General features: G+C 70.4%; 19 protein-coding genes. 14 read left to right on the forward strand and 5 right to left on the reverse strand.

Features of this window, described 5'->3' with window-relative positions; translation table 11 throughout:
* Positions 1-11 precede the first annotated feature (11 nt).
* Positions 12-1,076 (forward strand): tRNA 2-thiouridine(34) synthase MnmA, encoded by a 1,065-nt coding sequence (gene mnmA / locus ABGB18_RS16780; RefSeq protein ID WP_347696427.1) that lies wholly within the window; start codon positions 12-14, stop codon positions 1,074-1,076.
* 67 nt (positions 1,077-1,143) lie between these two features.
* On the opposite strand, the gene ABGB18_RS16785 is transcribed toward mnmA, so the two are convergent.
* On the reverse strand, positions 1,144-1,776 hold the full coding sequence (locus tag ABGB18_RS16785) for an MBL fold metallo-hydrolase (RefSeq protein WP_347696428.1): 633 nt from the start codon (positions 1,774-1,776) through the stop codon (positions 1,144-1,146).
* Positions 1,777-1,799: 23 nt separating this feature from the next.
* Between ABGB18_RS16785 and ABGB18_RS16790 the strand changes: the two genes are divergently transcribed.
* From ABGB18_RS16790 to gatB, 8 genes are all read left to right on the forward strand, one after another.
* Positions 1,800-2,786 carry a methionine synthase gene (locus tag ABGB18_RS16790; protein WP_347696429.1) on the forward strand — a complete coding sequence of 329 codons (987 nt, stop codon included), beginning with the start codon at positions 1,800-1,802 and terminating at the stop codon, positions 2,784-2,786.
* Positions 2,787-2,850: 64 nt separating this feature from the next.
* The gene (gene ligA / locus ABGB18_RS16795) at positions 2,851-5,028 is read left to right on the forward strand and encodes an NAD-dependent DNA ligase LigA (protein ID WP_347696430.1); all 2,178 of its coding nucleotides are present in this window, start codon (positions 2,851-2,853) and stop codon (positions 5,026-5,028) included.
* A gap of 382 nt (positions 5,029-5,410) precedes the next feature.
* On the forward strand, positions 5,411-7,483 hold the full coding sequence (locus ABGB18_RS16800) for an EAL domain-containing protein (protein WP_347696431.1): 2,073 nt from the start codon (positions 5,411-5,413) through the stop codon (positions 7,481-7,483).
* Positions 7,484-8,001: 518 nt separating this feature from the next.
* A complete protein-coding gene (locus ABGB18_RS16805) occupies positions 8,002-8,988 on the forward strand; it encodes a hypothetical protein (protein ID WP_347696432.1) in 987 nt (328 codons plus the stop codon).
* Between the two features lie 116 nt (positions 8,989-9,104).
* Entirely contained in the window at positions 9,105-9,404 is a 300-nt protein-coding gene (gene gatC, locus ABGB18_RS16810; protein ID WP_347696433.1) for an Asp-tRNA(Asn)/Glu-tRNA(Gln) amidotransferase subunit GatC, read from the forward strand.
* On the forward strand, positions 9,401-10,891 hold the full coding sequence (gatA, locus tag ABGB18_RS16815; RefSeq protein ID WP_347696434.1) for an Asp-tRNA(Asn)/Glu-tRNA(Gln) amidotransferase subunit GatA: 1,491 nt from the start codon (positions 9,401-9,403) through the stop codon (positions 10,889-10,891). The genes gatC and gatA overlap by 4 nt, the downstream gene beginning before the upstream one ends.
* Before the next feature lie 19 nt (positions 10,892-10,910).
* The gene (locus tag ABGB18_RS16820; protein ID WP_347696435.1) at positions 10,911-11,312 is read left to right on the forward strand and encodes an AAA family ATPase; all 402 of its coding nucleotides are present in this window, start codon (positions 10,911-10,913) and stop codon (positions 11,310-11,312) included.
* A 145-nt stretch (positions 11,313-11,457) separates the two neighbouring features.
* A complete protein-coding gene (gatB, locus tag ABGB18_RS16825) occupies positions 11,458-12,963 on the forward strand; it encodes an Asp-tRNA(Asn)/Glu-tRNA(Gln) amidotransferase subunit GatB (protein WP_347696436.1) in 1,506 nt (501 codons plus the stop codon).
* 142 nt (positions 12,964-13,105) lie between these two features.
* Here the strand turns inward: gatB and ABGB18_RS16830 are convergent, their stop codons facing one another.
* Genes ABGB18_RS16830 through ABGB18_RS16840 form a run of 3 tightly spaced genes read right to left on the reverse strand, consistent with a single transcriptional unit; the run spans position 13,106 to position 16,092 of the window.
* Entirely contained in the window at positions 13,106-14,620 is a 1,515-nt protein-coding gene (locus ABGB18_RS16830; protein WP_347696437.1) for a tripartite tricarboxylate transporter permease, read from the reverse strand.
* Positions 14,621-15,106: a tripartite tricarboxylate transporter TctB family protein gene (locus ABGB18_RS16835; RefSeq protein ID WP_347696438.1), complete on the reverse strand. Its 486-nt coding sequence runs from the start codon at positions 15,104-15,106 to the stop codon at positions 14,621-14,623.
* Complete coding sequence (locus ABGB18_RS16840) at positions 15,106-16,092, reverse strand: tripartite tricarboxylate transporter substrate binding protein (protein WP_347696439.1); 987 nt, start codon at positions 16,090-16,092, stop codon at positions 15,106-15,108. The genes ABGB18_RS16835 and ABGB18_RS16840 overlap by 1 nt, the downstream gene beginning before the upstream one ends.
* Positions 16,093-16,204: 112 nt before the next feature.
* Here ABGB18_RS16840 and ABGB18_RS16845 point away from each other — a divergent pair, with 112 nt between their 5' ends.
* The 3 genes from ABGB18_RS16845 to ABGB18_RS16855 all read left to right on the forward strand — a co-directional run bounded on the left by ABGB18_RS16845 (position 16,205) and on the right by ABGB18_RS16855 (position 20,552).
* Positions 16,205-17,785, forward strand: a complete 1,581-nt coding sequence (locus ABGB18_RS16845) for a sensor histidine kinase (RefSeq protein WP_347696440.1) — start codon at positions 16,205-16,207, stop codon at positions 17,783-17,785.
* A gap of 22 nt (positions 17,786-17,807) precedes the next feature.
* Positions 17,808-18,467, forward strand: coding sequence for a response regulator (locus ABGB18_RS16850; RefSeq protein ID WP_347696441.1), 660 nt, complete (start codon positions 17,808-17,810; stop codon positions 18,465-18,467).
* Positions 18,468-18,797: 330 nt separating this feature from the next.
* Entirely contained in the window at positions 18,798-20,552 is a 1,755-nt protein-coding gene (locus tag ABGB18_RS16855) for a VanW family protein (RefSeq protein ID WP_347696442.1), read from the forward strand.
* 87 nt (positions 20,553-20,639) lie between these two features.
* Here ABGB18_RS16855 and ABGB18_RS16860 read toward each other — a convergent pair whose 3' ends face one another.
* The gene (locus tag ABGB18_RS16860; RefSeq protein WP_347696443.1) at positions 20,640-21,689 is read right to left on the reverse strand and encodes a PQQ-dependent sugar dehydrogenase; all 1,050 of its coding nucleotides are present in this window, start codon (positions 21,687-21,689) and stop codon (positions 20,640-20,642) included.
* Positions 21,690-21,808: 119 nt separating this feature from the next.
* Here ABGB18_RS16860 and ABGB18_RS16865 point away from each other — a divergent pair, with 119 nt between their 5' ends.
* Both ABGB18_RS16865 and ABGB18_RS16870 read left to right on the forward strand, forming a co-directional pair.
* Complete coding sequence (locus ABGB18_RS16865) at positions 21,809-22,636, forward strand: 2-hydroxyacid dehydrogenase (protein ID WP_347696444.1); 828 nt, start codon at positions 21,809-21,811, stop codon at positions 22,634-22,636.
* Positions 22,637-22,872: 236 nt separating this feature from the next.
* Positions 22,873-25,488 carry an EAL domain-containing protein gene (locus ABGB18_RS16870; protein WP_347696445.1) on the forward strand — a complete coding sequence of 872 codons (2,616 nt, stop codon included), beginning with the start codon at positions 22,873-22,875 and terminating at the stop codon, positions 25,486-25,488.
* The last annotated feature ends 138 nt before the right edge of the window (positions 25,489-25,626 follow it).

A 25,626-nucleotide genomic window follows, 5' to 3' on the forward strand; every position in this document is an offset into this window, starting at 1 on the left:
CTGGAATGGTCATGGGACTTCGCGTGCTTGCCGCCATGTCGGGCGGCGTCGACTCCGCCGTGGCCGCGGCCAGGATCGCCGAGGCCGGTCACGACGTCACTGGTGTGCACCTGGCCTTGTCGGCCAACCCCCAGTCGCACCGCACGGGTGCCAGGGGCTGCTGCACGATCGAGGACTCCCGCGACGCGCGGCGCGCGGCCGACGTCATAGGGATCCCCTTCTACATCTGGGACATGGCCGAGCGCTTCCAGCGCGACGTGGTGGAGGACTTCGTGTCCGAATACGCCGCGGGCCGCACGCCCAACCCGTGCCTGCGCTGCAACGAGAAGATCAAGTTCGCGGCGGTGCTCGACCGGGCGCTGGCCCTGGGCTTCGACGCGGTCGCCACTGGCCACCACGCCAAGCTGGCCGACGGCGTGCTGTCCAGGAGCGTCGACCAGGGCAAGGACCAGTCCTACGTGCTCGGCGTGCTCACCCGCGAGCAGCTCAGCCACGCGATCTTCCCGCTGGGCCATTCGACCAAGGCCGAGGTGCGCGAGGAGGCCGCGAGGCGCGGGCTGACCGTGGCCGACAAGCCCGACAGCCACGACATCTGCTTCATCGCCGACGGCGACACGCGGGGCTTCCTGGCCGGGCGGCTCGGCGCGGCCGAGGGGCCGATCGTCGACCAGGGCGGCGAGGTCGTCGGCAGCCACCAGGGGGCGCACGGGTTCACGGTGGGGCAGCGCAAGGGTCTGCGCATCGACCGGCCCGCCGCCGACGGCAGGCCCCGTTATGTGCTGTCGATCGAGCCGGTGTCCAACACGGTGACGGTGGGGCCGCGCTCCGCGCTGGAGGTGACCACGATCACCTGCGGGCGGCCGGTCTGGAACGGCCCGTCCCGTCACGACGACCTCACGGTGCAGTTGCGGGCACACGGTGAGGTCTACGGGTGCCGGTTCGAGGAGGTCGACGGCGGTCTCCGCATCGACCTCGACCGGCCCGCCACGGGTGTCGCGGCCGGACAGGCCGCGGTCCTCTACTCCGGCGCCACGGTCATCGGCTCGGCGACCATCGTCTCCGCCGTCCGGGCCTGACCGGCCGCCGGGCAGCGAGCCCGCACCTGACCGCCGGGTGTGACCGGTTTCGCGGTCGTCGGGTGGGTCAGCCGAGCGTGACCGACTCGCCGATTTCGAGGCGGCGCATGTCGGCGTGCTGCTTGTCCGCCTCCATCCGCAGCCAGCCGTCCACCAGCGCCAGGCCGATGTCGCTGAGCAGGATGTCGTGGGTGGAGAACGCCCTCGCCGGACGTACGGCGCGCAGGTATTCGATCATTTCCGACAGCTTCAGCCAGGGAGCGTTGGTCGGGACCAGGAGGGTCGCCACCTCCACGGCCGGCACGGTGAGGGAGTCGCCGGGGTAGAACACCTCGTCGTCGAGCATGAATCCGACGTTTTGGACGATGGGCACGTCCGGGTGGTTCTTGGCATGCCACTCCCCGAACACCCGCACCCGGAAACCGGCCGTCTCGAAGGCGTCGCCGTCGCGTACCACCTGGACCTCGGCCGGGACCTCGGTGAGCTGCGCGGCGACGGCCTCGCAGGTCCAGATCTCCAGGTCGGGCGAGGCGGCCTTGAGCCGGTCGACGTCCACGTGGTCGGGGTGCTCGTGGGTGATGAGGACCGCGTCCGCGCCGTCGAGGACCGGGCCCTCGGTGAACGTGCCCGGATCGACGACCAGGACCTTGCCGTTCTTCTCGACGCGTACGCACGCGTGGCCGTACTTGGTGAGCTCCATTCGGCAGAGCCTACGCTTGTGCCATGTTGACGTGGGAAGCCACCGGGGTGGGGTCGCACCCGGGCGAGGATCATCTTGAGGCGACGAGGGTCGTGTTCGGCGAGGTGCCCGGGCTGCCGTACCTGCCCGAGCTGCCCGCGCGGGGGGTCGGCGCCGACCTGATCGGCCGGACGGCGGGGTTGCTCGTCGACCTGCCCGTCGAGGTGCGGCCGTCCGGGTGGCGGCTGAGCGATCGGCCGGGGCGCGACCACCAGCGGGCCGTCGATCATCTGCGGCGGGACCTCGACGGGCTGGAGGAGATCGGCGACGGCTACTCCGGGCCGTTGAAGCTGCAGGTGTGCGGGCCGTGGACGCTGGCCGGGGCGATCGAGCTCAAATACGGGGACAAGATGCTGGCCGACGCGGGGGCCGTACGCGATCTGACGGCCTCGCTGGCGCAGGGGGTCGCCGATCACTGCGCCGAGGTGCGGCGGCGGCTGCCCGGGGTGACGGAGATCGTTCTGCAGCTCGACGAGCCGGGGCTGCCGGGGGTGCTGGCGGGGACGGTGCCGACCGCTTCCGGGTTCGGGCGGCTGGCCGCCGTGGAGGGGTGGCGGGTGGAGGAGTCGCTGCGGCTGTTCGAGGCTCCCGTCGTGCATTGTTGCGCGCCCGCCGTGCCCTTCGGCCTGCTGCGTTCGGCCGGCGTACGGGGGGTCTCGGTGGACGCGTCCCTGCTGCGGCGGCGGGACGAGGACGAGCTGGGGGAGGCCGTCGAGGCGGGGATCGTCTTCTTCCTGGGGGTCGTGCCGGGGACGGACACGCGTATCGCCGACGTGGGAGTGGTGGCCAAGCCGGTGACGGAGTTGTGGCGGCGGCTGGGCTTCCCGGCCGAGCGGCTGGCCGGGCAGGTCGTGCTGACGCCCGCGTGCGGGCTGGCCGGGGCGTCGCCTCGCTATGCTCGGGAGGCCCTGGCGGCCTGCCGGAAGGCGGCCCAGGTGCTCAGGGACGATCCGGAGAGCCAGGACGGCTGAGGCGTGTTCCTGTCGGTGGCCGGCGGTAGCGTTTGCTCAGGGTGTTGAAGGAAGGGGGCCCTTCGTGTCCGAGGTCGGTGGCGTGCCTGTTGACGCGCTCAAGCGGCATGCCGAGCTGAGCGAGCTGGTCGAAGAGGCCCGCTGGCGCTACTACGTGCTCGACGATCCGACGGCGAGCGACGCCCAGTTCGACGCGTGGTTCCGGGAGCTGCTCGAGCTGGAGGAGGCGCACCCGTCGCTTCAGACGCCCGACTCGCCCACACAGAAGGTGGGCGCGCCGGTCTCGGGCGACTTCGCGAAGGTCCAGCACCTCAACAGGATGGACAGCCTGGACAACGCCTTCAATGACGCCGACATGGCCGCCTGGCAGGCGCGGGTCGAGCGGCTGGCCGAGCGCGACCCCGGCCCCTACCTGTGCGAGCTCAAGATCGACGGGCTGGCCGTGGCGCTGGTCTACCGCGACGGCAAGCTGGAGCGCGGCGCGACCAGGGGCGACGGGCGCACGGGCGACGACGTGACGGCCAACGTGCGCACGATCAAGGGGGTCCCGCACCGGCTCATCGGCGAGGGCGTGCCGAGCCTGGTCGAGGTGCGCGGCGAGGTCTACATCCCGGTCCAGGACTTCGCCCTGCTCAACGAGCAGCTCATCGAGCAGGGCAAACAGCCGTTCGCCAACCCGCGCAACGCGGCGGCGGGCACGCTGCGGCAGAAGGACGCGCGCATCACGGCGCAGCGGCCGCTGCGCATGCTGGTGCACGGCATCGGGCTGTGGGAGGGCTCGCCCGAGCCGCGGGCGCAGTCCGACGTCTACGACCGGCTGCGGGAGTTCGGGCTGCCGGTGAGCGATCTCTACCGGGTGCTGCCCGGGCTCACCGAGGTCAACGAGTTCATCGACCACTACCGCGTGCACCGGCACGACCCGGCCTACGAGATCGACGGCGTGGTCGTGAAGGTCGACGACTTCCGCATGCAGCGCGAGCTGGGCTCGACGTCGCGGGCCCCGCGGTGGGCGATCGCCTTCAAATATCCGCCTGAGGAGGTCAACACCAAGCTGCTCGACATCCAGGTGGGCATCGGGCGCACCGGGCGCGTGACACCGTACGCGGTGATGGAGCCGGTCTCGGTGGCCGGCTCGACGGTCGAGCGGGCCACCCTGCACAACGCCGCGATCGTGGTGAAGAAGGGCGTGCTCATCGGCGACACCGTGGTGCTGCGCAAGGCGGGCGACGTCATCCCGGAGATCGTCAAGCCGGTGGAGGCGCTGCGTGACGGATCCGAGCGGGAGTTCGTCATGCCCACGCACTGCCCGGAGTGCGGGACCTTGCTGGCCTACGAGCGGGAGGGCGATGCCGACCTGCGCTGCCCCAACGCGCGCAGTTGCCCCGCGCAGTTGCGCGAGCGCATCTACTTCGCGGCCGGGCGGACGGCGCTCGACATCGACGGCCTCGGCTACGTCGCGGCCACCGCGCTCACCCAGCCGCTGCCGCCGCAGCAGCCGGTGGTGCGCTCGGAGGCCGACCTGTTCGACCTGACGCTGGAGCAGCTCATCCCCATCAAGTCGGTGGTCCGCGACCAGGACAACGGCCTGCCGAAGATCGACCCCAAGACCGGCGAGCAGAAGGTCGTCACGTTCTTCTCCAACCTCAACGGCGAGCCCAGCCAGAATGCGCTGAAGCTCATCGAGGAGGTGCGGCGGGCCAAGAAGTCGCCGCTGGCCAGGGTGCTCGTCGCGCTGTCGATCCGGCACGTCGGCCCGCCCACGGCGCGCGACCTGGCCAACGAGCTGCGCTCGATCGACGCCGTCATGAACGCCTCGGAGGAGGAGCTGGCCCAGGTCGAGGGCATCGGGCCGCGAGTGGCCGCCACCATCAAGGAGTGGTTCGAGGTCGACTGGCACCGGGAGATCATCGACCGGTGGAAGGCCGCCGGGGTGCTGATGGAGGACGAGCCCGCCCCCGACAAGGGGCCCCAGATCCTTGAGGGGCTGACCTTCGTGGTGACCGGGACGTTGGAGGGCTACACGCGGGATTCGGCGTCCGAGGCCCTGACCAGCCGGGGCGGCAAGGTCTCCGGGTCGGTGTCGAAGAAGACCTCGTTCCTGGTGGCGGGGGAGAACGCGGGATCGAAGTATGACAAGGCGGTCGGGTTTGGGGTGCCGATCCTTGACGGGGCCGGGTTCGAGGTGCTGCTGAAGGAAGGGCCGGAGGCGGCTGCCGAGGCCGCTGCCACACCCGAGACCTGACGGTGTTCGGCGAGGCGGCTGTCACACCCGAGGCTCGATGGTGTTTGACGAGGCGGACGGGTCCTGTGAGATGGCTCTGCCTCGCGTGATGGCCGTCGTGGGCATCGTCACCCGCCGGCACGCCTGATCCGGCCCGCCCGGTCACAGGCGGCGGGGTTGGCAGGACGATCGCTCTCCCGGGCATCCCCACTTTCGAAACCCGGCGGCTTGGCGCGTGGGGTCCGCTGGGGGCGTACGTGTGCGAGCGTGAACGGTTTGCTACCTAGGGTGGTTTTTGGGTATATGTCGGAAAGGAGAAGTGACGGAACGTACGCGCTTGGTTTCGCGAAGTGGGGTGAAGGTCGTACCCTCCCATAGTGACCTAATGGGGGTTCTGTTACCGATGACTGACCCAACCGACACCCGCGACACTGGACCACGCGCCGGCACACCGCTGTGGGCGTTCCTCGCGGGCATAACCGTGATCGGCTTCACCGCGCTCGTGGTGGCCATGCTCAGGCTCGATGCCGCCGAGCTGGTGGAGCTGGCCCGCACGCCGTTGTTCTGGGTGCTGGCGGTGCTGGTGGTCCTGGGCGAGCTGAGGCCCGTGATGGTGTCCTCCGCGGCCGCCGTGGGCGGCACCTATCCGTCCGCCATGTTCACCTTCGCCGTGTTGCTGCACTTCGGGTTGTCGGTCGCGGTGTTGATGCAGGCGGTCGCCGTGGCCATGAACGGGGTGGTGACGCGGAAGTCGTGGCATCGGGTCATGTTCAACATCGCCCAGTCGACCCTGGCGCTGACCGCGGCGGCCGTGGTGCTGGGGATGTTCGGCATCGTGCCGACCCCGGCCGTGCCGTGGGTTCCCGGGGGCGATGACCTGCTGGCCATCGGTCTGGCCGGGTTCGCGTACTTCGCCACCAGGGCCGCCCTGGTGAGCGGCGCGGTCGCGCTGCACGAGCGGCGTTCGATCACGCGCGTGTTGAAGGCCACGGTCGGCCCGCAGAGCCTCGTGTACACCGGGCTGCTCGGCCTGGCGCCCCTGGTCGTCGTCGTGATGAACCATTCGCCCGGACTCGTACCGCTGTTCGTGGCCCCCCTGCTCGCCGTCTACTTCACCGCCACCCTCTCCATGCGCCGCGACCACCAGGCCATGCACGACGAGCTGACCGGCCTGCCCAACCGCAAGCTGCTCATCGTCAGCACGGAGGAGGCGCTGGCCGAGGCCCGCCATGACGAGCGGGTAGGCCTGTTCCTGCTCGACCTCGACCGGTTCAAGGAGGTCAACGACACGATGGGACACCCGGTGGGCGACCGGCTGCTGCAGATGGTCGCGCACCGGCTCACCCACTCCGTACGCCCCGGAGACGTCGTGGCGCGGCTGGGCGGCGACGAGTTCGCCGTGCTGCTGCCCTCGATCAGGGACACGCAGGCGGCCAGGGAGGTCGCGGCCAGGCTGCGGGCGGCGCTGTCCGAGCCGGTGCGGCTGGAGGGCATGACCTTCGACGTTGACGGATCCGTCGGGATCGCCCTTTATCCGGATCACGCCCCCGACTTCGAGCTGCTGTTCCAGCGGGCCGACGTGGCCATGTACCTCGCCAAGGAGGCCCGTACCGGCGTGGAGCTCTACCAGCCGGACAAGGACCGCAACTCGCCCGAACGCCTCAACCTGCTCGGTGACCTGCGCCGGGCCATCGACAGCCACGAGTTGCGGCTGCACTACCAGCCCAAGGTCAGCCTCGGCACCGGCACCGTCCAGGGGGTGGAGGCCCTGCTGCGCTGGCACCACCAGACGCACGGGCCGATCGCGCCCTCGGAGTTCGTCCCGCTGGCCGAGCAGTCCTACCTGATGCGGCAGCTCACCGCGTACGTCATCGAGGCCGCTCTGGAGCAGGCCGCCCGCTGGTGGCACTCGGGGCTGCGGGTGCAGATCTCGGTCAACATCTCCGCCCGCGACCTGCTCGACTCGGCCCTGCCGGAGCAACTGGAGGTGGGCCTGGCCAAGTACGGGCTGCCGCCGGCGGCCATCCAACTGGAGGTCACCGAGCGCATCCTGACGGGCGACCAGGCCTACACCCATGAGACGATCAAGGCCCTGGCCACCCTCGGCGTGCCCCTGGCACTGGACGACTTCGGCACCGGCTACTCCTCGCTGATCAGGCTCCAGGGCCTGGCGGTGTCGGAGGTGAAGATCGACGCCTCGTTCGTACGCCGGATCGCCGAGTCGGAGGGCGACGACCGGATCGTACGCTCGATCGTGGACCTGGTGCGTTCGCTCGGGCTGCGCTCGGTCGCGGAGGGCGTGGAGTCCGATGAGGTGGCGATACGCCTGGCGGAGATGGGCTGCGACGTGGGCCAGGGCTGGCTCTTCGGCCGGCCCATGCCGTCCGCCGACGCCACGGCCTGGCTCCAGGAGCACTTCGAGACGGGCGCGGAGATCGGATACGAGTACCCGGCGGAAGTCAGTCGCTCAGCGTGAACAAACCGATACCGAAGTAGAGTTCTTAGAAGAATACTTTGTCGAAGTGTACTTCTACCTATGGGGCGACGATGATCGACAAGCCTGAGCGGATCTTCGCCCGAGACCGGGAGTGGAGGGCTCTGGCCAAGTTCGTGGACCGAATCGACCAGCGTGCGCGGTTGGGGGTTGTCAGTGGGAGGCGTCGGCAAGGAAAACCTTCCTCGTCGATGCTCTCGCCAGAGAGACGGGCGGCTTCTATTTCGGAGCGACAGAAGCCACCGACGTCGAGTCGCTGCACATGTTCGCTGAGGCACTCGCTGAGCACGTTGGGGCGGCGGCCCCGTTCTACTTTGAGAACTGGGACAAGGCGATCAGGCAGCTCTTCGCGATCAGCGCCGAGCGGCGCGACCTCATGGTGATCGACGAGTTCCCCTATCTGAGCAAGGTCGCGCCCGCTATTCCGTCCATTATTCAGCGAGAGATCGATCGGGCGGTCTCCAGGGACGCTCCCGTATCCCTGCTCTTGTGGATCGGCGATGTCTGTGATGGGCCGCCTGCTGGCGGGCAACGCGCCGCTGCGTGGGAGGGCAGTGCTGGAACTCGTGGTGCGTTCCTTCGACTACCGCCTCGCCGCGGCGTACTGGGGAATCACGGACCCGCGGCTGGCCGTAATGACTCACGCTGTGGTGGGAGGGACCCCCGCATACCTCTCCTTCGCAAATCGCGACAGGCCGCGGGGGCCGGAGGACTTCGACGACTGGGTGCAGCGGACCGCGCTCAACCCTGAGACCCCCCTGTTCAGAGAAGCGCGCTATCTCCTTGAAGAGGAGGCGGAAGTACGCGACTCAGCGATGTATCACTCAGTGCTGGCTGCGGTTGCGGTGGGTAACGGCACAAGGAGCCGGATCGCAGCCTACGTCGGGCGGAAGATGACTGATATCGGTCATCATCTCAATGTGCTCGAAGACTGTGGCATCCTGCGCCGAGAACCCGACGTCTTCCGGCCCTCGCGGTCCGTTTATCACCTCGCCGAGCCATTGCTGACCTTCTACCAAGCGGTGATGCGCCCACGTTGGGGCCAACTGGAGAGCGGCCATGCGGATGTCGTGTGGAAGGATGCTCAGACCAGATTCCGCGACCAGGTGTTGGGGCCGCACTTCGAGGAGATGTGCCGTCAGTTCGTCCTGCTGCACGATGACTCGTACGAAGATCCCGGCGAGATCGGCGCGGGAGTGGTCGTCGACCCGGTGCGGCATGAGCAGATCCGGATCGACGTGGCGGTCTTCGCGGCCGCCATGCCCGGCGAGCGCAAACGCGTGCTCTCGCTCGGCGAGGTGAAATGGGGCAAGACCCTAGGCTCTGGACATGTGGACCGGCTCCGAAGGGCCAAGGATCTGCTCGACGCCAAGGGCTACGACGTGAGGGACACCGTTCTGGTCTGTTACAGCGGCGTGGGATTCGACAGCGCGCTGGCAGGGGAGCGTGGCGTGCGGACCGTTGGGTTGGGTGAGCTCTACGGGTGACTGGTCCACGCATGGGGACTGTGTTGCCAGGGTGTTAATGGTTCGGGGCTGCGGCGTCAAGGCCCCTAGGATGGCAGTGTCCAAAGATTCCATCCACGAAACGGGTTCAACGACTCATGTCCGCCATAACCCGCGACGAGGTCGCACACCTGGCCCGGTTGTCCAGGCTGGCGCTCACCGACGACGAGCTCGACCACTACGCCACCCAGCTCGATGCCATCATCGAGGCGGTTGCGAAGGTGTCCGAGGTCGCCGCGGAAGATGTGCCGCCTTCGTCGCACGCGCTTCCGCTGACCAATGTCTTCCGAGCCGACGAGGTGCGGCAGTGCCTGACGCCTGACCAGGCCCTCTCCGGCGCTCCCGCCGTCGAGGACGATCGCTTCCGGGTGCCGCGCATCCTCGGGGAGGAGGCATGAGTTTGATTCGTAAGACCGCCGCCGAGCTGGGGGCGATGATCGCTGGTGGCGAGGTTTCGGCCGTTGAGGTGGCCGAGGCGCATCTCGACCGCATGGCCGAGGTGGAGCCCAAGGTCCAGGCGTTCCTGCACGTCGATCGCGAGACTACGCTCGATCAGGCGCGCGATGTGGACGCCCGGCTCCGGGCGGGCGAGAAGCTCGGGCCGCTGGCCGGGGTCCCGGTGGCGCACAAGGACATCTTCGTCACGCGTGACATGCCGACGACGGCCGGCTCCAAGATCCTTGAGGGCTGGCGGCCGCCTTACGACGCGACCGTCACCGCGCGGCTGCGCGCGGCCGGGCTGGTCATCCTGGGCAAGACCAACCTCGACGAGTTCGCCATGGGCTCCTCGACGGAAAACTCCTCCTTCGGCGTCTCACACAACCCGTGGGACCTGACGAGGGTGCCGGGCGGGTCGTCGGGTGGTTCGAGCGCGGCGGTGGCTGCGTACGAGGCGCCGCTGTCGACCGGCACCGACACCGGCGGGTCCATCCGGCAGCCGGCCTCGGTGACCGGGATCGTGGGCATGAAGCCGACCTATGGTGGCTCGTCCCGGTACGGGCTGATCGCGTTCGCCAGCTCGCTCGATACCCCGGGCCCGTTCGCGCGTAACGTGCTCGACGCGGCGCTGCTGCAGGAGGCGTTCTCCGGATACGACCCGATGGACTCCACCTCGGTCAACGAGCCCGTGCCCGCCGTGGTCGAAGCCGCGCGCAACCCCGACGTCGCCGGCATGCGGATCGGCGTCGTCAGGGAGTTCGCCGGCGAGGGCTACCAGCCGGGCGTGCTGGCCCGCTACAACGAGGCCGTCCAGCTCCTGGAGTCGCTCGGGGCCAAGGTCGTCGAGATCTCGTGCCCGTCGTTCAGGACCGCGCTGCCCGCGTACTACCTGATCGCGCCGTCGGAGTGCTCCTCCAACCTGGCCCGCTTCGACGCCATGCGGTACGGCCTGCGCGTCGGCGACGACGGCACCCGCAGCGCCGAGGAGGTCATGGCGCTGACCAGGGCCGCCGGTTTCGGCCCGGAGGTCAAGCGGCGCATCATGCTCGGCACGTACGCGCTGTCGAGCGGCTACTACGACGCCTACTACGGCCAGGCGCAGAAGGTGCGTACGGTCATCTCGCGCGAGTTCGAGGCCGCCTACCAGCAGGTGGACGTGCTGGTGTCGCCGACCACGCCGACCACGGCGTTCCCGATCGGCGAGCGCGCGGACGACCCGATGGCGATGTACCTCGCCGACCTGTGCACCATCCCGTCCAACCTGGCGGGCAACGCGGCCATCTCGGTGCCGTGCGGCCTGGCCGACGAGGACGACCTGCCGGTGGGCCTGCAGATCATGGCCCCGGTGCTGGCCGATGACCGCTGCTACCGCGTCGGCGCCGCCGTCGAGAAGGCCCTGGAGGGCCGCTGGGGCGGCCCGCTGCTGGCCAAGGCGCCCGCGCTGTAGACGAGGGAGGGACGGTGGCATGCTCACACGGATCGAGATCGACGGGTTCAGGTCCTTCCTGGACTTCACCCTCGACGTGCCGCCGTTCCTTGCCCTGGTCGGTCCAAATTCGAGCGGAAAGTCCAATCTGCTGGACGCGCTGGCGTTCGCCCGGTCGGCCGTCCTAGCCCGTGATCCGGCTCGGTTCTCGGAGGACGACCCGCTGCTCAACGCACGCAGGGGCAAGCCGCAAGAGGTGTTCCACCAGCCGGTCGGGCACGGTCCGGTCGATCATTTCAAGATCGACCTGTCGGCCGATACGGGCAGTGATGGCAACTGGCGAAAGATCGACGCTCGTGTCGAGGCCAGTCGTGAGCAGGCCAGGTGGGGCGTAACAGTCAGGCCGGCCCGTGCCGATCAGAAGGTCTGGCCCGGAGAGTGACCATGTGGACCTCGGAGTACTGGCCCGCCTGCCCGCCTACACCGAATGGGTGGACGCGACCTCGAAGGCCTTGAGGAGTCATGGCTTCCTCTGACGGCCGAAGCGATAGCTTGAAAACGTAACGATCTGAACTAAGGACCTCACCATGACTGCCGGTACGCTCATGCCGTACGACGAAGCGCTCGATCGGTTCGAGCCGGTGCTCGGGCTGGAGACGCACGTCGAGCTGGGCACCAGGTCGAAGATGTTCTGCGGCTGCAAGACGACCTTCGGCGCCCCGCCCAACACGCAGGTCTGCCCGACCTGCCTCGCGCTGCCCGGGGCGTTGCCGGTGGCCAACGCCGTGGCCATCGAGTCGACGATCCGCATCGGGCTGGCGCTCAACTGCTCGATCGCCGAGTGGTGCCGCTTCGCCCGGAAAAACTACTTCTATCCGGACATGCCGAAGAACTACCAGATCTCGCAGTATGACGAGCCGCTCTGCTTCGACGGCTACGTCGACGTCGAGGTCGAGGGGCAGACCGTGCGGATCGAGATCGAGCGGGTGCACCTGGAGGAGGACACCGGCAAGTCCACGCACGTGGGCGGCGCGACCGGGCGCATCCACGGGGCCGACTACTCGATCGTCGACTACAACCGGGCCGGCATCCCGCTGGTCGAGATCGTGACCAAGCCGATCCCGGGCACCGACCGGATGGCGCCCGAGGTCGCCAAGTCCTACGTGACCGAGCTGCGCGAGATCATGCGCTCCCTCGGCGTCTCCGACGTGCGCATGGAGGAGGGCTCGCTGCGCTGCGACGTCAACGTGTCGCTCATGCCGCGCGGCTCCGCCGAGTGGGGCACCCGTACGGAGACCAAGAACGTAAACTCGCTGCGCAGCGTCGAGCGGGCCGTGCGGAGTGAGATCGAGCGGCAGGCGGCCCTCCTGGCCGAGGGCGGGAAGATCGTTCAGGAGACCCGGCACTTCCACGAGGACACCGGCACCACCACCTCCGGCAGGTCCAAGGAGGAGGCGCAGGACTATCGCTACTTCCCCGAGCCCGACCTGGTGCCGATCGCGCCCGACCCGGCGTGGGTGGCCGAGCTGAAGGCGGCCCTGCCGGAGCTGCCGTCCGTGCGGCGCAAGCGGCTGCAGGCCGAGTGGGGGCTGTCCGACCTCGACATGCAGGCCATGCACAACGCCGACGCGATCGACCTGGTCGAGGCCACGGTCGCGGCCGGCGCGCCGGCGGCCGACGCGCGCAAGTGGTGGATGGGCGAGCTCGCGCGGCGGGCCAACGAGACCGGCACCACGCTGGCCGATCTGCCCATCACGCCCGCGCAGATCGCCAGGGTGACCGAGCTGGTGGCCTCGGGGTCGCTCAACGACAAGCTCGCTCGCGAGGTGCTCGAAGGCGTGCTGGCCGGTGAGGGCACGCCCGACGAGGTGGTCGAGCGGCGCGGGCTGCAGATCGTCAACGACGAGGGCGAGCTGTCGGCCATCATCGACCAGGTCCTGGCCGACAACGCCGACGCGGCGGAGAAGGTCAAGGCCGGGAAGGTCGCGGCGGCGGGTGCGCTGGTGGGCGGGGTGATGCGGGCCAGCAAGGGCAAGGCCGACGCGGCCCGGGCCCGGCAGCTCATCCTGGAGAAGCTGGGAGTGAGCGAGTAGCACTCAGGCGATGGGCTCCTGTGAGCGGTCTCGCCGATCCGGACATGCGGGTGCGGGCTCCTGTGAGCGGCTCCGCCGATCCGGACATATCGGCGGGGCCGCCCCAAGAACCAATGGCTGGGATTCCCGCAAGGGGCCGTGGCTAGTCGGCGCGTGACGAAGCTGTGACCTGGCGCCGTGTCGCGAGCCGCCGGAACAGGGGCATGAGCAGGGCCAGGAACGCGAGCACCAGCAGCACCACCGCCACCGGGCTGCGCACCAGGACGCTCACGTCGCCCGCGCCGATGGCCAGCGCCCGGCGGAGCTGGATCTCCGCCATCGGCCCGAGGATCATGCCGATCACCGCCGGGGCGACCGGCAGGCCGAAGCGGCGCATGGCGTACCCGAGCAGGCCGAGCACATAGAGCACGAACAGGTCGACGACGGTGCCGTTCAGGGCGTAGACGCCGAGGGCGGCGAACACGACGATCCCGGCATACAGGTACGGGCGGGGGATCCGCAGCACGCGTGCCCAGAGGGGCGCCATCGGCAGGTTGAGCACGAGCAGCATCGTGTTGCCGATGAACAGCGAGGCGATCATGCCCCACACCAGCGCCGGGTTGTGATCGAAGAGCTGGGGGCCGGGCTGCAGGCCGTACTGCTGGAAGGCGGCCAGCAGGATCGCGGCCGTGGCCGACGTGGGCAGGCCCAGCGTGAGCAGCGGGACCAGGGTGCCGGCCGCCGAGGCGTTGTTGGCGGCCTCAGGGCCGGCCACGCCCTCGATGGCGCCCTTGCCGTACTCCTCGCGCGCCACGCCGCGCGCCAGCCGCTTCTCGGCCGCGTACGACAGGAACGTGGGGATCTCGGCCCCGCCGCCGGGCAGGGCGCCGAACGGGAAGCCCAGCGCGGTGCCGCGCAGCCAGGCCGGCCACGATCGGCGCCAGTCCGCCCGCCCCATCCACGCCCGCCCCACGGGCACCACCTCGGGCGCCGCGTGGCGCAGCCGGGAGGCCACGTAGAGCGCCTCGCCGAGCGCGAACAGGCCGACCGCGACGATCACCACGTCGATGCCGTCGAGCAGTTGCGGGATGCCCAGGGTGAGCCGCGCCTGGCCGGTCTGCTGGTCGATGCCGACGAGCCCGATCACCAGGCCGAGCCCCAGGGAGGCCAGGCCGCGCACGACCGAGCGGGAGAGCACCGAGGACACGGCGGTGAAGGCCAGGATCGCCAGCGCGAAGTAGTCCTCGGGGCCGAAGGAGATCGCGAAGCTCACCACGGCCGGCGCGGCCACCACGAGCAGCGCGGTGGCCAGCGTCCCGGCCACGAACGAGCCGATGGCGGCCGTGGCCAGCGCCTGGGCCGCCCGCCCGCGCCGGGCCATCTTGTTGCCCTCCAGCGCGGTGATCATCGAAGCCGACTCGCCGGGCGTGTTGAGCAGGATGGAGGTGGTCGAGCCGCCGTACATGCCGCCGTAGTAGATGCCCGCGAACATGATGAACGCGCTGGCCGGCGGCACCGTGAAGGTGATCGGCAGCAGCAGCGCCACGGTCATCGCCGGCCCGATGCCCGGCAGCACGCCGACCAGGGTGCCGAGCGTGACGCCGACGAGCGCGTACAGCAGGTTGACCGGGGTGAGCGCGGCGGCGAAGCCGTCGAGCAGGAGCTGGAACGAATCCACTCAGATCACCCCCGCCAGCGGCCCGCCCGGCAGGGACACGCCCAGGCCTTTGACGAACAGCAGGTACGTCGCCACTCCCATGACCACCGAGATCCCGGCCGCGCGCAGCTTGTGCTCGGCCCCGAGGACCACCGACAAACCGAAGAACAGCAGGGCGGAGCCGATGATCCAGCCGAGCACGTTCAGGAGCGCCGCGAATGCCAGGAAGATCCCGCTGACCAGCCCGACGCTCCGCCAGTCCGTGGGCGCGTCCGCGTCCACGTCCTCGCTCTCCTCGGGGTCGGCCCGACCGCCGCGTACGACGTCGATCACGTAGCACAGGCCGACCACCACCATGGCCCCGCCCACCAGCATGGGGAAGAACCGCGGTCCGAGGCCGAGCTGGGAGGCCGCCGCCGAGACGTCCAGCGTCCCGACCACGACGAGCGCCCCCAGCACCAGCACCACGACCGCCAGCCCGAGCTCGGGCCGCCACCATCGAGTCATCAGGAGACGAGCCCCATCTCGGCGATGATGGCCTTAACCCGGGTCTGCTCGGCCGCCAGGTAGTCGGCGAACGGCTGCCCGGTCTGGAAGGAGTCGATCCAGCCGTTCTTGGCCACCGCGTCCTTCCATGGCTGCGAGCCGTGCATCTTGGTGACCAGGTTCGTCAGCGCCGTCTTGTCGGCGTCGGAGAGCCCGGCGGGGGCGACGAAGCCGCGCCAGTTGGCCAGCTCCACCTCCAGCCCGCCCTCCTTGAGGGTGGGCACGTCCAGTCCGGCGATGCGCTCACCGGACGTCACGCCGAGCGCGCGCAGCTTGCCCGACTTCACGTGCTCCGCGAACTCGGCCACGCCCGAGATGCCCGCGCTGACCTTGTTGCCGAGCAGCTCGTTCAGCGCCTCGCCGCCGCCGGAGTGGGCGATGTAGTTGACCTGCTTGGGGTCCACACCCGCGGCCTTGGCCATCAGCCCGGCCACGATGTGGTCGGTGCCGCCCGCCGAACCGCCCGAGATGGACACCTTCGCCGGGTCTGCCTTCCAGGCCGCCACCATGTCGGCCAGCGTCTTGAACGGCGAGGCGGCGGGCACGACGACGATCTCGTACTCCTCGGTCAGCTTGGCGATGGGCGTCGTCTCGGTCAGCGTGACCTTCGACTTGTTCTGCTCGATGGCCCCCACCATGACCAGGCCCATGGTCATCAGCAGGTTGCCGTTGCCCTGCTCGCCCGCGAGCTGAGCCAGGCCGATCGTGCCGCCCGCGCCGGGTACGTTGTACACCTCGACCTTGCGGCTGGGGTCTCCGGCCTTGAAGGCCTGCTCCGCGACGCGCGAGGTCTGGTCCCATCCGCCGCCCGGCGCGGCCGGAGCCATGATCCGCAGCGTGGAGCTCGCGGAGGTCCCCGACCCGCCGCCGCATCCGGTCAGCGCGCCGAGGGAGAGCGCCGCGAGCGTGGCCAGTATGCGCAGGCGCGTTCCAAGGGGGGATTTCACCGTCATAAAACTGGGATGGTGAACCTTCCTCTCCCGCGCGTCGAGCCTTTGCGCGGTTGCCGTCATAGTGGTCGTATTGGTCGCGACCTGGCCGTGACCTGGCTTTGTTTCCATGTGGACCGTGAGAAGGCTGCGTGAGGCCTCCCTCGGGACCCAGCTGTTCGCGCTCCAGATGGTGATCGTGATCCTCGCCGTCGGGGGCACCGCGGGCGTGTGGGCCGGGCGCACCCGTGACCAGCTCGACGCGCTTCACCAGCAGCGGGCGCTGGCCATCGCCCAGTCCGTGGCCGCGCTCCCGCAGGTGCGGGAGGCGTTCGAGCTGGAGAAGCCCGAGACGGTGCTGCAGCCGCTGGCGATGAGCGTCCAGCACGAGACCGGCGCCGACTACGTCGTGATCGCCAACACCGACCAGAAGCGTTACGCCCACCCCAACGCCGCGCTGATCGGCCGGAAGCTGTCCACCGACGGCAGCGTGGTCCTGCGTACGGGCCGGAGCTGGGTCGGCACCGAGACCGGCACGATCGGCACCACGGTCCGGGGCAAGACCCCCATCCGCGACGAATACGGCAACATCGTCGGCCTCGTCTCCGTCGGCGTGCTGGAGACCACGGTCGTCGGGCAACTCGGCGCCGCGCTGCCGCCGCTCGTCTGGACGGCGCTGGCGGTGCTGCTGGCCGGTCTCGCGCTGGCCGCGCTGATCACCGCGCGGGTGCGCAGGCAGACCTTCGGCCTGGAGCCGCGCGAGATCGCCGCGCTGCTGGAGCAGCGTGAGGGCGTGCTGCACGGCGTCAAGGAGGGTGTGCTCGCGCTCGACCTCGCCGGCCACGTCACCCTGGTCAACGACGCCGCCCGCGAGTTGCTCGGCGACGTGCCGATCGGCGCGGAGCTCACCCGGCTGCCGGTCTCCGACCGCATGCGCGACGTGCTCGGCGGCGCCGACCCGGGTGTGGACCGGGTGGTGCTGCACGGCGAGCGCGTGCTGGTGCTCAACCGCACCCCGGTGTCCGTACGCGGCCAGCACCGCGGCTGGGTGGTCACCCTGCGGGACCGCACCGAGCTGGTCCACCTGGCCCGTGAGCTCGACGACACCAGCAGCGCGACGGAGGCGCTGCGGGCCCAGGCGCACGAGTTCGCCAACCGCATGCACACCGTCGTCGGCCTGCTGGAGCTGGGCGAGCACGAGGCGGCCGTGGGCTACATCACCCGCACCACGGGCGGGGCCTACGCCGCCGACCTGCGCGAACGCGTCCAGGACCCGACCCTGGCCGCCCTGTTGCTGGCCAAGTCCGCCGAGGCGGCCGAGCGTGGTGCCAGGCTCGTGCTGTCCGACGACTCGGCCGTGCCCGAGGGCCTGCTCGGCGATCCGCGGGACGCGGTCCTGGTGGTCGGCAACCTGGTCGCGAACGCCATCGACGCCCTGGACGGGGCGGAGGGCACGATCGAGGTGTCGGTGCAGGCCGACGCGGGCGGGCTGCGCGTGCGGGTCGGCGACTCGGGTCCCGGCATCGCGCCTGACCTGGTGGAAGAGGTGTTCAGGGAGGGGTTCACCACCAAGGCCGCCCAGTCGGGGCCGCGCGGGCTGGGCCTCGCCCTCACCCGGCAGGCGTGCCTGCGCAGAGGCGGCTGGGTACGGGTACGCAACTCGGGCGGCGCGGTCTTCACGGCCCTCCTCCCGGCCAGGACGCGGCCATGAGGCGGTGCGGGAGGGCGTGGTCATGAGAGACATGCGGGTGCTGGTGGTGGACGACGACTTCATGGTCGCCCGCATCCACAGCGGCTACGTGGCCCGCGTGCCCGGCTTCCACGTCGTCTCGGTCGCCCACAACGGCGCCGACGCGCTCGCCGCGGTCGCCGAGTCGCGGCCCGACCTCGTGCTGCTGGACATCTACCTGCCCGACATGTCGGGCCTGGAGGTGCTCAAGGCCCTCACCGACGTGGACGTCCTCATGATCAGCGCCGCCCGCGACGTGCCCACGGTGCGGGAGGCCATGCGCGGCGGCGCGGTCAACTATCTCATCAAACCCTTCACCGCCGCCGCGCTGACCGAGCGGCTCCGCCAGTACGCCGACACCCGCAGGCGGCTGACCGCCATCGGCCCCGAAGCACGCCAGGACGACGTGGACCGGCTCTTTGGCACCAAAACCGCCGCATCCATGCCGAAAGGGTTGTCCGCGGCCACCTGCGCACTGGTCGCCGATACCCTGCGGGAGGCGGGTGGAGACCTGTCGGCGGCCGAGGCGGCCCAGCTCACGGGGCTGTCGAGGGTGAGCGCCCGCCGCTATCTCGAATACCTGTGCGCGGCCGGGCAGGCCGAACTCCGGCCGCGCTACGGCACGGCCGGACGACCTGAACATCGCTACCGGTGGCTAGGTTGACACATTTCCGTAGCCATATTCCGTGACATATGTGGATGCGCGTGCCTTACTGTTGCCTGAGACTTTGGCTGCGGACCGGGAGGAGATTGAGGCGTGCGAAACGCCGGACCGATCGAATCACCGACCGACCCGTTCGCTTCGGTGCCACTCCCCACGTCGGGCGTCTCCAGAAAGCCGCGGATCGAAGGCCTCCCCCCGGGCGTCTCCCGGGACATCTTCGGCCCGCAGGACAGGCAGGAGTCCCGGCCGGCCCAAGGCGGCCCGAGCGCCTCGGGCGGTCCCTCAGGCGGCGCGCTGCCCCCGGCGGCGCAGCCGGCGCAGCCGTGGCCGATGACCGACAAAGAGCCACAGACACCGGTGTTCGGCGCGGCGGGGCAGCCTGAGCGGCCGCCCGCCTTCGAGCCCGAGCCGCCCCGGCGGCGCCGGCTCGTCACGACCCTGGTCTCGTTTCTGGTGATCCTGGCGGCTCTGGCCTACATCGTGCCCGCTGTGCTCATGTCGGGCTCGGTGCTGCGCGGCACCTACGTGGCCGGCGTGGACATCGGCGGCCTGACCGTGACCCAGGCGGCCGACAAGCTGCGCGCCGAGCTGGCCACCAAGCTGAGCAGGCCGGTCGTGATCGACCTCGGCGGCCGGAAGGAGACCGTCCAGGCCGACGAGGCCGGGCTGGAGCTCGACGTGGTCGGCACGATCGGGCAGGCGCCCAGCGGGTTCCCGAGCCCGCAGGAGGTGTGGCGGGGGCTGACCGGCACGACCGAGCTGCAGCCCAAGGTCACCATTGACACCTCCCAGCTCACCCGGACCATCGAGGGCCTCGCGGAGGCCGCGGACAAGCCCGCGCACGAGGGCCGGGTGGCCTTCAGCGGGCTGGTGCCCAAGGCCCGCATGCCCCAGGACGGCGTGCTGCTCGACCGGGACGACGCCGTGCGCCGGGTCGGCGACGCCTTCCTGCGCGGAGGTGGCACCGTGGTCCTCACGCTGCGGCCGGCCAAGCCCGTCACCACCCCGGAGGCCGTGGAGGCGGCGATGGCCAAGGCCAGGCAGGCCGTCTCCGCTCCCATCACGCTGACCCTGGGCGACAAGCAGACGCAGGTCTCCCCGGTTCTGATCGCCGAGAACCTGACCTACAACTCCGACGGCGGCGGCGGGCTCGCGCCGCAGTTCGACGCCAAGGCCGTGCTGGCCGCCGCGGAGAGCAGCCTGGTCGACGCCGCGCAGCAGCCACGCGACGCCACGTACGACATCGTGGGCGGCCGGCCGGTGCTGGTGCCCGCCCGCACCGGGCGGGGCATCAACGACAAGCTGCTGGCCAGGGACGCCGAGAGGGTGTTCGACCAGGGCGGGGACCGCACCATCCCGGTCAAGCTGGGCGTCGTCACCCCGACCGTCGCCACCGAGCAGGTGCGCGACCTCGGCATCAAGGAGGTCGTGGCCTCCTTCACCACGATGTACGAATGCTGCGTGTCGCGCGTGAAGAACATCCAGCGCATGGCCCAGGAGCTCGACGGCCATCTGGTGAAGCCGGGGGAGACGTTCTCGATCAACGAGACCATCGGCCCGCGTACCGTCGAGGACGGCTACGTCGAGGCCGGGCAGATCGTCGGCGGCCGGACGGTGAACATCGTCGGCGGCGGCACCTCCCAGTTCGCCACCACCATGTACAACGCGGCGTTCTTCGGCGGGTTCGAGGACGTCGAGCACCAGCCGATGGACTTCTACGCCTCCCGCTACCCGGCCGGGCGCGACGCCGCGCTGCTCTACCCCTCCATCGACCTGAAGTGGCGCAACGACTCCGACACCGGCGTGCTGATCAAGACCGCCTTCACCGACACCTCGGTCACGGTCACGCTGTGGGGCACCAAGCGCTACAAGATCGAGGCGATCGAGTCGCAGCGGCGCGACTTCACCCCGTTCCGGAGCGAGACCGGCATCGCGACCGGCTGCGTGCCCACGAACGGCCAGCAGGGCTTCACCATCGACGTCACCCGGGTGTTCCACCAGGACGGCAAGGTCGTCAAGAAGGACAAGAAGCTCACCACGGAATACCGGCCGCAGGCCCAGGTGACCTGCGGCGGCACCGGCTGAACGGCTGACGGCGGGGCGCGGGACGGCCGGTGGCGGATCCCGCGTCGCCCGGGCCGCGACGACGAGGCGACCCGGTCGTCGCCCGGGTTATGACGACGGGGTCACGGTCATGATCCGATCGTCGCCCGGGCGCGGTGAGCCCCGGCCGTCCTTGTTGCTGGTGCCCACCCACAGCCTGCCGCCGGGGGCCGCGGTGACCGCGCGCAGGCGGCCGTACCGGTCGGTGAAATGGGCGACCGGCTTGCCCGCCGCGCCGTCCTGGGCCAGCGGGATCTGCCACAGGCGCTCGCCGCGCAGCGCGGCCATCCACAGGGAGCCGTCGGCGTACGCCAGGCCCGACGGGGACGCCTCGGCGGTGGACCAGGTGACGATCGGGTTCACGAACCGCCGGTCGTCGCCGCGGCCCTCGACCTCGGGCCAGCCGTAGTTGGCGCCCGGCCTGATGAGGTTGAGCTCGTCGTAGGTGTCGGCGCCGAACTCCGAGGCGTACAGGCGGCCGGCGGGGTCCCAGGCCAGGCCCTGGACGTTGCGGTGGCCGTAGCTGTAGACGAGGGTGCCGAACGGGTTGCCGGGGGCGGGCGCGCCGTCCACGGTCATGCGCAGGATCTTGCCGCCGAGGGAGTCGCGCCGCTGGGCGAGGTCGCGGTCGCCGGTCTCGCCGGTGGTCGCGTACAGGTGGCCGTCCGGGCCGAAGGCGAGCCGGCCGCCGTTGTGGATGGTGCCCTTCGGGATGCCCTGGACGAGCACGCGCTGGTCGGTGAGCCGGTCGCCGGCCAGCCGGTAGCGCACGATCCGGTTGTCCTGTTCCGCGGTGTAGTAAAGGAAGATTTGGTCGCCCTTGACCGCCACGCCCATCAGGCCGCCCTCGCCGTCCGGTCGCACTCCCTCGATCGTGGCCAGTTGCCGCACCTGGCCCGCCGGGCTCACCCGTAGCAACCGGGCGGTGTCCCGCTCGGTGACCAGGGCGTCTCCGCCGGGGAGGAAGGCGATGCCCCACGGCACGGCCAGGTCGGTCGCCACGTCCTGCGGATCGCCGGGGGCGCCGCCCGCCGAGACGGCGGCCGTCGGGGCGACCTCGCCCGCGCTGGAACAGGCGGCGAGCGCGACCACCAGCATGATCGTCCAGAGCTTCCTCATGTGTTCCATACTTCCCCGGCAGTCGTAAGGTTCTCCGCATGAAGACCTGGGTTCCGTCTGATTCGGTGGTTGATGTTCTGTCCGACCTCCCTGGCGTCGAATGCGCTGTCTATGACGGCATGTCCCCGATGCCGGACGGGATCGAGGAGGTGGAGGTCTGGATCCCGCCGCTGGTCACGGTGCCCGACATGGCGGGGACGCTGGCCCGGATGAGCTCGTTGCGGCTGGTGCAGACCGTGAGCGCGGGGGTGGAGCAGTACCTGCCGCACATTCCGCGGGGAGTGACGCTGTGCAACGCCCGCGGCGTGCACGACGCGGGCACCGCCGAGTGGGCGGTCGGGGCGATGGTGGCGGTGCTGCGGGAGTTCCCCGGATTCGTGGACGCGCAGCGCAGGGGCGAGTGGACCTACCACCACACCGGCGTGCTGGCCGACTCGACCGTGCTCATCGTCGGGTACGGCTCCATCGGCACGGCGCTGGAAAGGCGGCTCGCCGGGTTCGAGGTGGAGGTCGTACGCGTGGCCAGGAGCGCCCGCGACGGCGTGCACGGCATGGACGAGCTGACCACGCTGCTGCCCGCGGCCGATGTCGTGGTGCTGCTGGTGCCCGCCACGCCCGACACCGCGGGCATGGTCGACGCCGCGTTCCTGGCGCGGATGAAGGACGGCGCCCTCCTGGTGAACGCCGCCAGGGGCGGAGTCGTCGACACCGACGCACTGATCGCGGAGCTCAAAACCGGTAGGCTACGCGCCGCGCTGGACGTGACCGCGCCCGAGCCACTGCCCGAGGGTCACCCCCTCTGGAGCGCACCGGGTCTCCTGATAACTCCGCATGTCGCGGGCAGCACACCCGCTTCGGGGCGGCGCACCCTGCGCCTGCTTCGTGCTCAGCTCGAGCGCTACCGCGCTGCCGAGCCCCTGGTCAACGTCATAACCGACGCGTACTGAGAGGATCCCGGACCGTGGCTGGTCCGTGACCTTCGCTGCGTACGGTGGCGTTTGCAAGGCGTTCCTGACTAGCTGTCAAGGAATCCTTGGCGGCAATTGGTCTGTGTGGTTATCAGATCGGTGACGACATCGGCGTTGTCACCACCCGCGCCCCCAGGACCGCACACACTGGCGAAGAGATCCGCCGGGCTTCGGCGGACAAGGGAGCAGAGCACGAGACGGGATGGGCAACGACTGTGATCCGCTGGCGTGATCCACGGGTGCCGCTGACCGCCGCCGTGGCGGTGGGTGTGGTGGCCTTCGCCGCCGCGCTTCTCACGGGTGGTTCGGGCTTGCTCACCGGCGCGGTCGCCGGCGGACTGGCGGCGTTGCTCGCCGCCGCCTCCCTGCTGGGCGCCTCGGTGAAGTCGGCCGCGCACCGCCCCACGGCGCTGGGCGCGCGCTGGATGGGCGGCGGTGCCGTCATCTGGGCGGCCGGCGTCGCCCTGCGCCCGTTCGCCGACAGCGTCGTGGTCAGCTTCGCCGACCTGTTCATGCTGCTGGGCACCGTCGTCACGGCCGGGGGCGCGCTGATCGCCGCCGACCGCAGGTTCCCGGCGGGCGTCGCTTTACGGCACATCACCGACTCCTACCTGTGTGCCGCCTCGCTGTTCCTGATCGGCTGGGTGGTGACGCTGCGTCACGTCTACGCCGAGACGGCCGACCCGCCCGCGTTCACGCTGATCATGCTGCCACCGATGATCGCGCTGCTGGTGACCTGCGCGGTGATCCCGTCCGTGCTCACCAGCAAGGCGCCCTCCTGGCTGCTCGGCCTGGCCGGGGTCGGCGCGCTGGCCACCATGACCGTGGCCGGCCTGGCGGCCGCGGTGGCCCGGCTCGACGGCGTCGACCCGCAGGTGTGGAGCGTCATGCTCACGCCGGTCGCGCTGCTGCTGCTGGCCGCCGTCCCGTGGGGGCCGCGCGGCGGGGAGGCGGGCGGTCGCGCGGTCGGCGACGTGATCGCGATCATGCCGCTGGCGCTGGTCGCCGCGGCGGCCTGCACGCTGCTGGCCCACCTGACCAGTGGCCCGCAGGGGGCACCGGTCGTCGGCGTGGTGGCGGTCGCGGTGTCGGTGGTGCTGCTCCTGCTGATGCGCCTGTTCGTGGTGTCGGCGGCCAACGTACGGCTGCGCGGCCTGGTCAAGCGTGGCGAGCGGCAGTTGCGGGAGCTGGCCGAGAGCACCGGCGACGTGGTGCTGCTGTGCGACTACGAGGGCGTGGTGCACGAGATCGGCACCGGGGTGGAGGCCACCTACGGCTACCGCCCCGAGGAGCTGGTCGGCGGGTCGATCTTCGACTACATCCATCCGGAGGACGTGCCCGGCATCCAGCTCGCGCTGCGCGCCATGGGCCTCGACGAGGACACCGCCACGCCCGGTGCGTGCCTGATCGCCTGCCGGGTGCGCGCGTCCGACGGCACCTGGCGGCCCACCGAGTCGGTCGCCACCCGCCATGTCGGGCGCGACGAGCTGATGCTGGTGACGACCAGGGACATCAGCGACGAGGAGGCGCTGCGCAACCAGGTGGCCCACCTGACCTTCCACGACGGCGTCACCGGGCTGCCCAACCGCGCCTACTTCGAGGAGCGCACCCGCGAGGTGCTGTCCGGGCGCACGTCCGGCCACGTCGCGGTCATCTTCCTCGATCTCGACGGGTTCACCTCGGTCAACGACTCGGTCGGCCACGCCAGCGGCGACTACCTGCTCGGGCAGGCGGCCCGGCGACTGCGCGGCGCCGTACGCGCCGACGACACCCTGGCCCGTTGGGGCGGCGACGAGTTCGCGGTGCTCGTGGAGACGGGCGGCGACGCGCAGGTGGCGGTCGACCTCGCCGAGCGGCTGGTACGCGCGGTCTCGCAGGAGCCCTTCCGGGTCGCCGACCGCGACGTGGCGCTGACCGCGAGCGTGGGCGTGGCCTTCACCGAGGACGACCTGCCCGCGGCCGACCTGATCCGCAACGCCGACGTGGCCATGGCGCGCTCGAAGGAGCTGGGCGGGCGGCGGGTCGAGGTGTTCGCCGCGCAGATGCACGCCGACGTGGTGCGCCGCCTGGAGCTGGCCGCCGACCTGCAGCGGGCGCTGATCGAGCAGCAGTTCGCGATCGAATACCAGCCGGTGGTCGATCTGGCCACCTCACGGGTGACCGCCGTCGAGGCGCTGGTGCGGTGGTGGCGGGGCTCGGTGTTCGTGCCGCCGGAGCAGTTTCTCGGCCCGGCGGAGGACACCGGGCTGATCGTGCCGCTGAGTGAGTGGATCCTGCGCGAGGCGTGCCGCGAGGTGGCCGCCTGGCGGGCCTCGTCCTGGGACATCGGGCTGTCGCTCAACCTGTCGGCCCGGCAGATCACCGCGCCGCGTTTCGTCGAGACGGTGCGAGAGGCTCTGGAGGAGAGCGGGCTGCCCGCCTCCGCGCTCACGCTCGAAGTGATCGAGGAGATGCTGGTCGAGGACGCCGAGGAGACGATCAAGCGGCTGTCAGAGCTGCGCGCCCTCGGTGTACGCCTGGCGATTGACGATTTCGGCACAGGCTACGCGTCGCTGGCGTTTCTCCGGCAACTCCCCGTTGACATGATCAAAATTGACCCGTCCTTCGTGTCAGGGCTGGGCAAGGACGACACCCTGACGCTGCTCACCCGGACGATCGTGCGGCTCGGCCACGACCTCGGGCTGATCGTGGTGGCCGAGGGCATCGAGCGCCCCGAGCAACTGGAGTTGCTGAAGCGGATGGGGTGCACAAGAGGGCAGGGATTCCTGGTGGCGCGTCCCATGGCGGCGCGCGGGGTGGACTCACTGATGCGGACGAGTCTCACTGTTTGAGACTTGTGTCCACGAAGTTGACACTGGGGCATTCGGAGCGGCTATCGTGTAGGCCATGCTTCGCAGTGAGATTCTCGTAGTACTTCGCCGGCGCGCAGGCCGATAGCGAAGCACGACGACCTGCGCGCCGCCCCAACC

The organism is Nonomuraea sp. B12E4 (assembly GCF_039871825.1).
Classification (GTDB): domain Bacteria; phylum Actinomycetota; class Actinomycetes; order Streptosporangiales; family Streptosporangiaceae; genus Nonomuraea.

Excerpts from the sequence above, each read along its gene's own strand:
- gatC (WP_347696433.1), top strand. The coding sequence starts at position 9,105 with ATGTCCGCCATAACCCGCGACGAGGTCGCACACCTGGCCCGGTTGTCC.
- ABGB18_RS16835 (WP_347696438.1), bottom strand. The coding sequence starts at position 15,106 with ATGACTCGATGGTGGCGGCCCGAGCTCGGGCTGGCGGTCGTGGTGCTG.
- gatB (WP_347696436.1), top strand. The coding sequence starts at position 11,458 with ATGACTGCCGGTACGCTCATGCCGTACGACGAAGCGCTCGATCGGTTC.
- ABGB18_RS16865 (WP_347696444.1), top strand. The coding sequence starts at position 21,809 with ATGTCCCCGATGCCGGACGGGATCGAGGAGGTGGAGGTCTGGATCCCG.
- mnmA (WP_347696427.1), top strand. The coding sequence starts at position 12 with ATGGGACTTCGCGTGCTTGCCGCCATGTCGGGCGGCGTCGACTCCGCC.
- ABGB18_RS16790 (WP_347696429.1), top strand. The coding sequence starts at position 1,800 with ATGTTGACGTGGGAAGCCACCGGGGTGGGGTCGCACCCGGGCGAGGAT.
- ABGB18_RS16860 (WP_347696443.1), bottom strand. The coding sequence starts at position 21,689 with ATGAGGAAGCTCTGGACGATCATGCTGGTGGTCGCGCTCGCCGCCTGT.
- gatA (WP_347696434.1), top strand. The coding sequence starts at position 9,401 with ATGAGTTTGATTCGTAAGACCGCCGCCGAGCTGGGGGCGATGATCGCT.
- ABGB18_RS16805 (WP_347696432.1), top strand. The coding sequence starts at position 8,002 with ATGTCTGTGATGGGCCGCCTGCTGGCGGGCAACGCGCCGCTGCGTGGG.
- ABGB18_RS16855 (WP_347696442.1), top strand. The coding sequence starts at position 18,798 with ATGACCGACAAAGAGCCACAGACACCGGTGTTCGGCGCGGCGGGGCAG.
- ABGB18_RS16800 (WP_347696431.1), top strand. The coding sequence starts at position 5,411 with ATGACTGACCCAACCGACACCCGCGACACTGGACCACGCGCCGGCACA.
- ABGB18_RS16820 (WP_347696435.1), top strand. The coding sequence starts at position 10,911 with ATGCTCACACGGATCGAGATCGACGGGTTCAGGTCCTTCCTGGACTTC.
- ABGB18_RS16850 (WP_347696441.1), top strand. The coding sequence starts at position 17,808 with ATGAGAGACATGCGGGTGCTGGTGGTGGACGACGACTTCATGGTCGCC.
- ABGB18_RS16845 (WP_347696440.1), top strand. The coding sequence starts at position 16,205 with ATGTGGACCGTGAGAAGGCTGCGTGAGGCCTCCCTCGGGACCCAGCTG.
- ABGB18_RS16785 (WP_347696428.1), bottom strand. The coding sequence starts at position 1,776 with ATGGAGCTCACCAAGTACGGCCACGCGTGCGTACGCGTCGAGAAGAAC.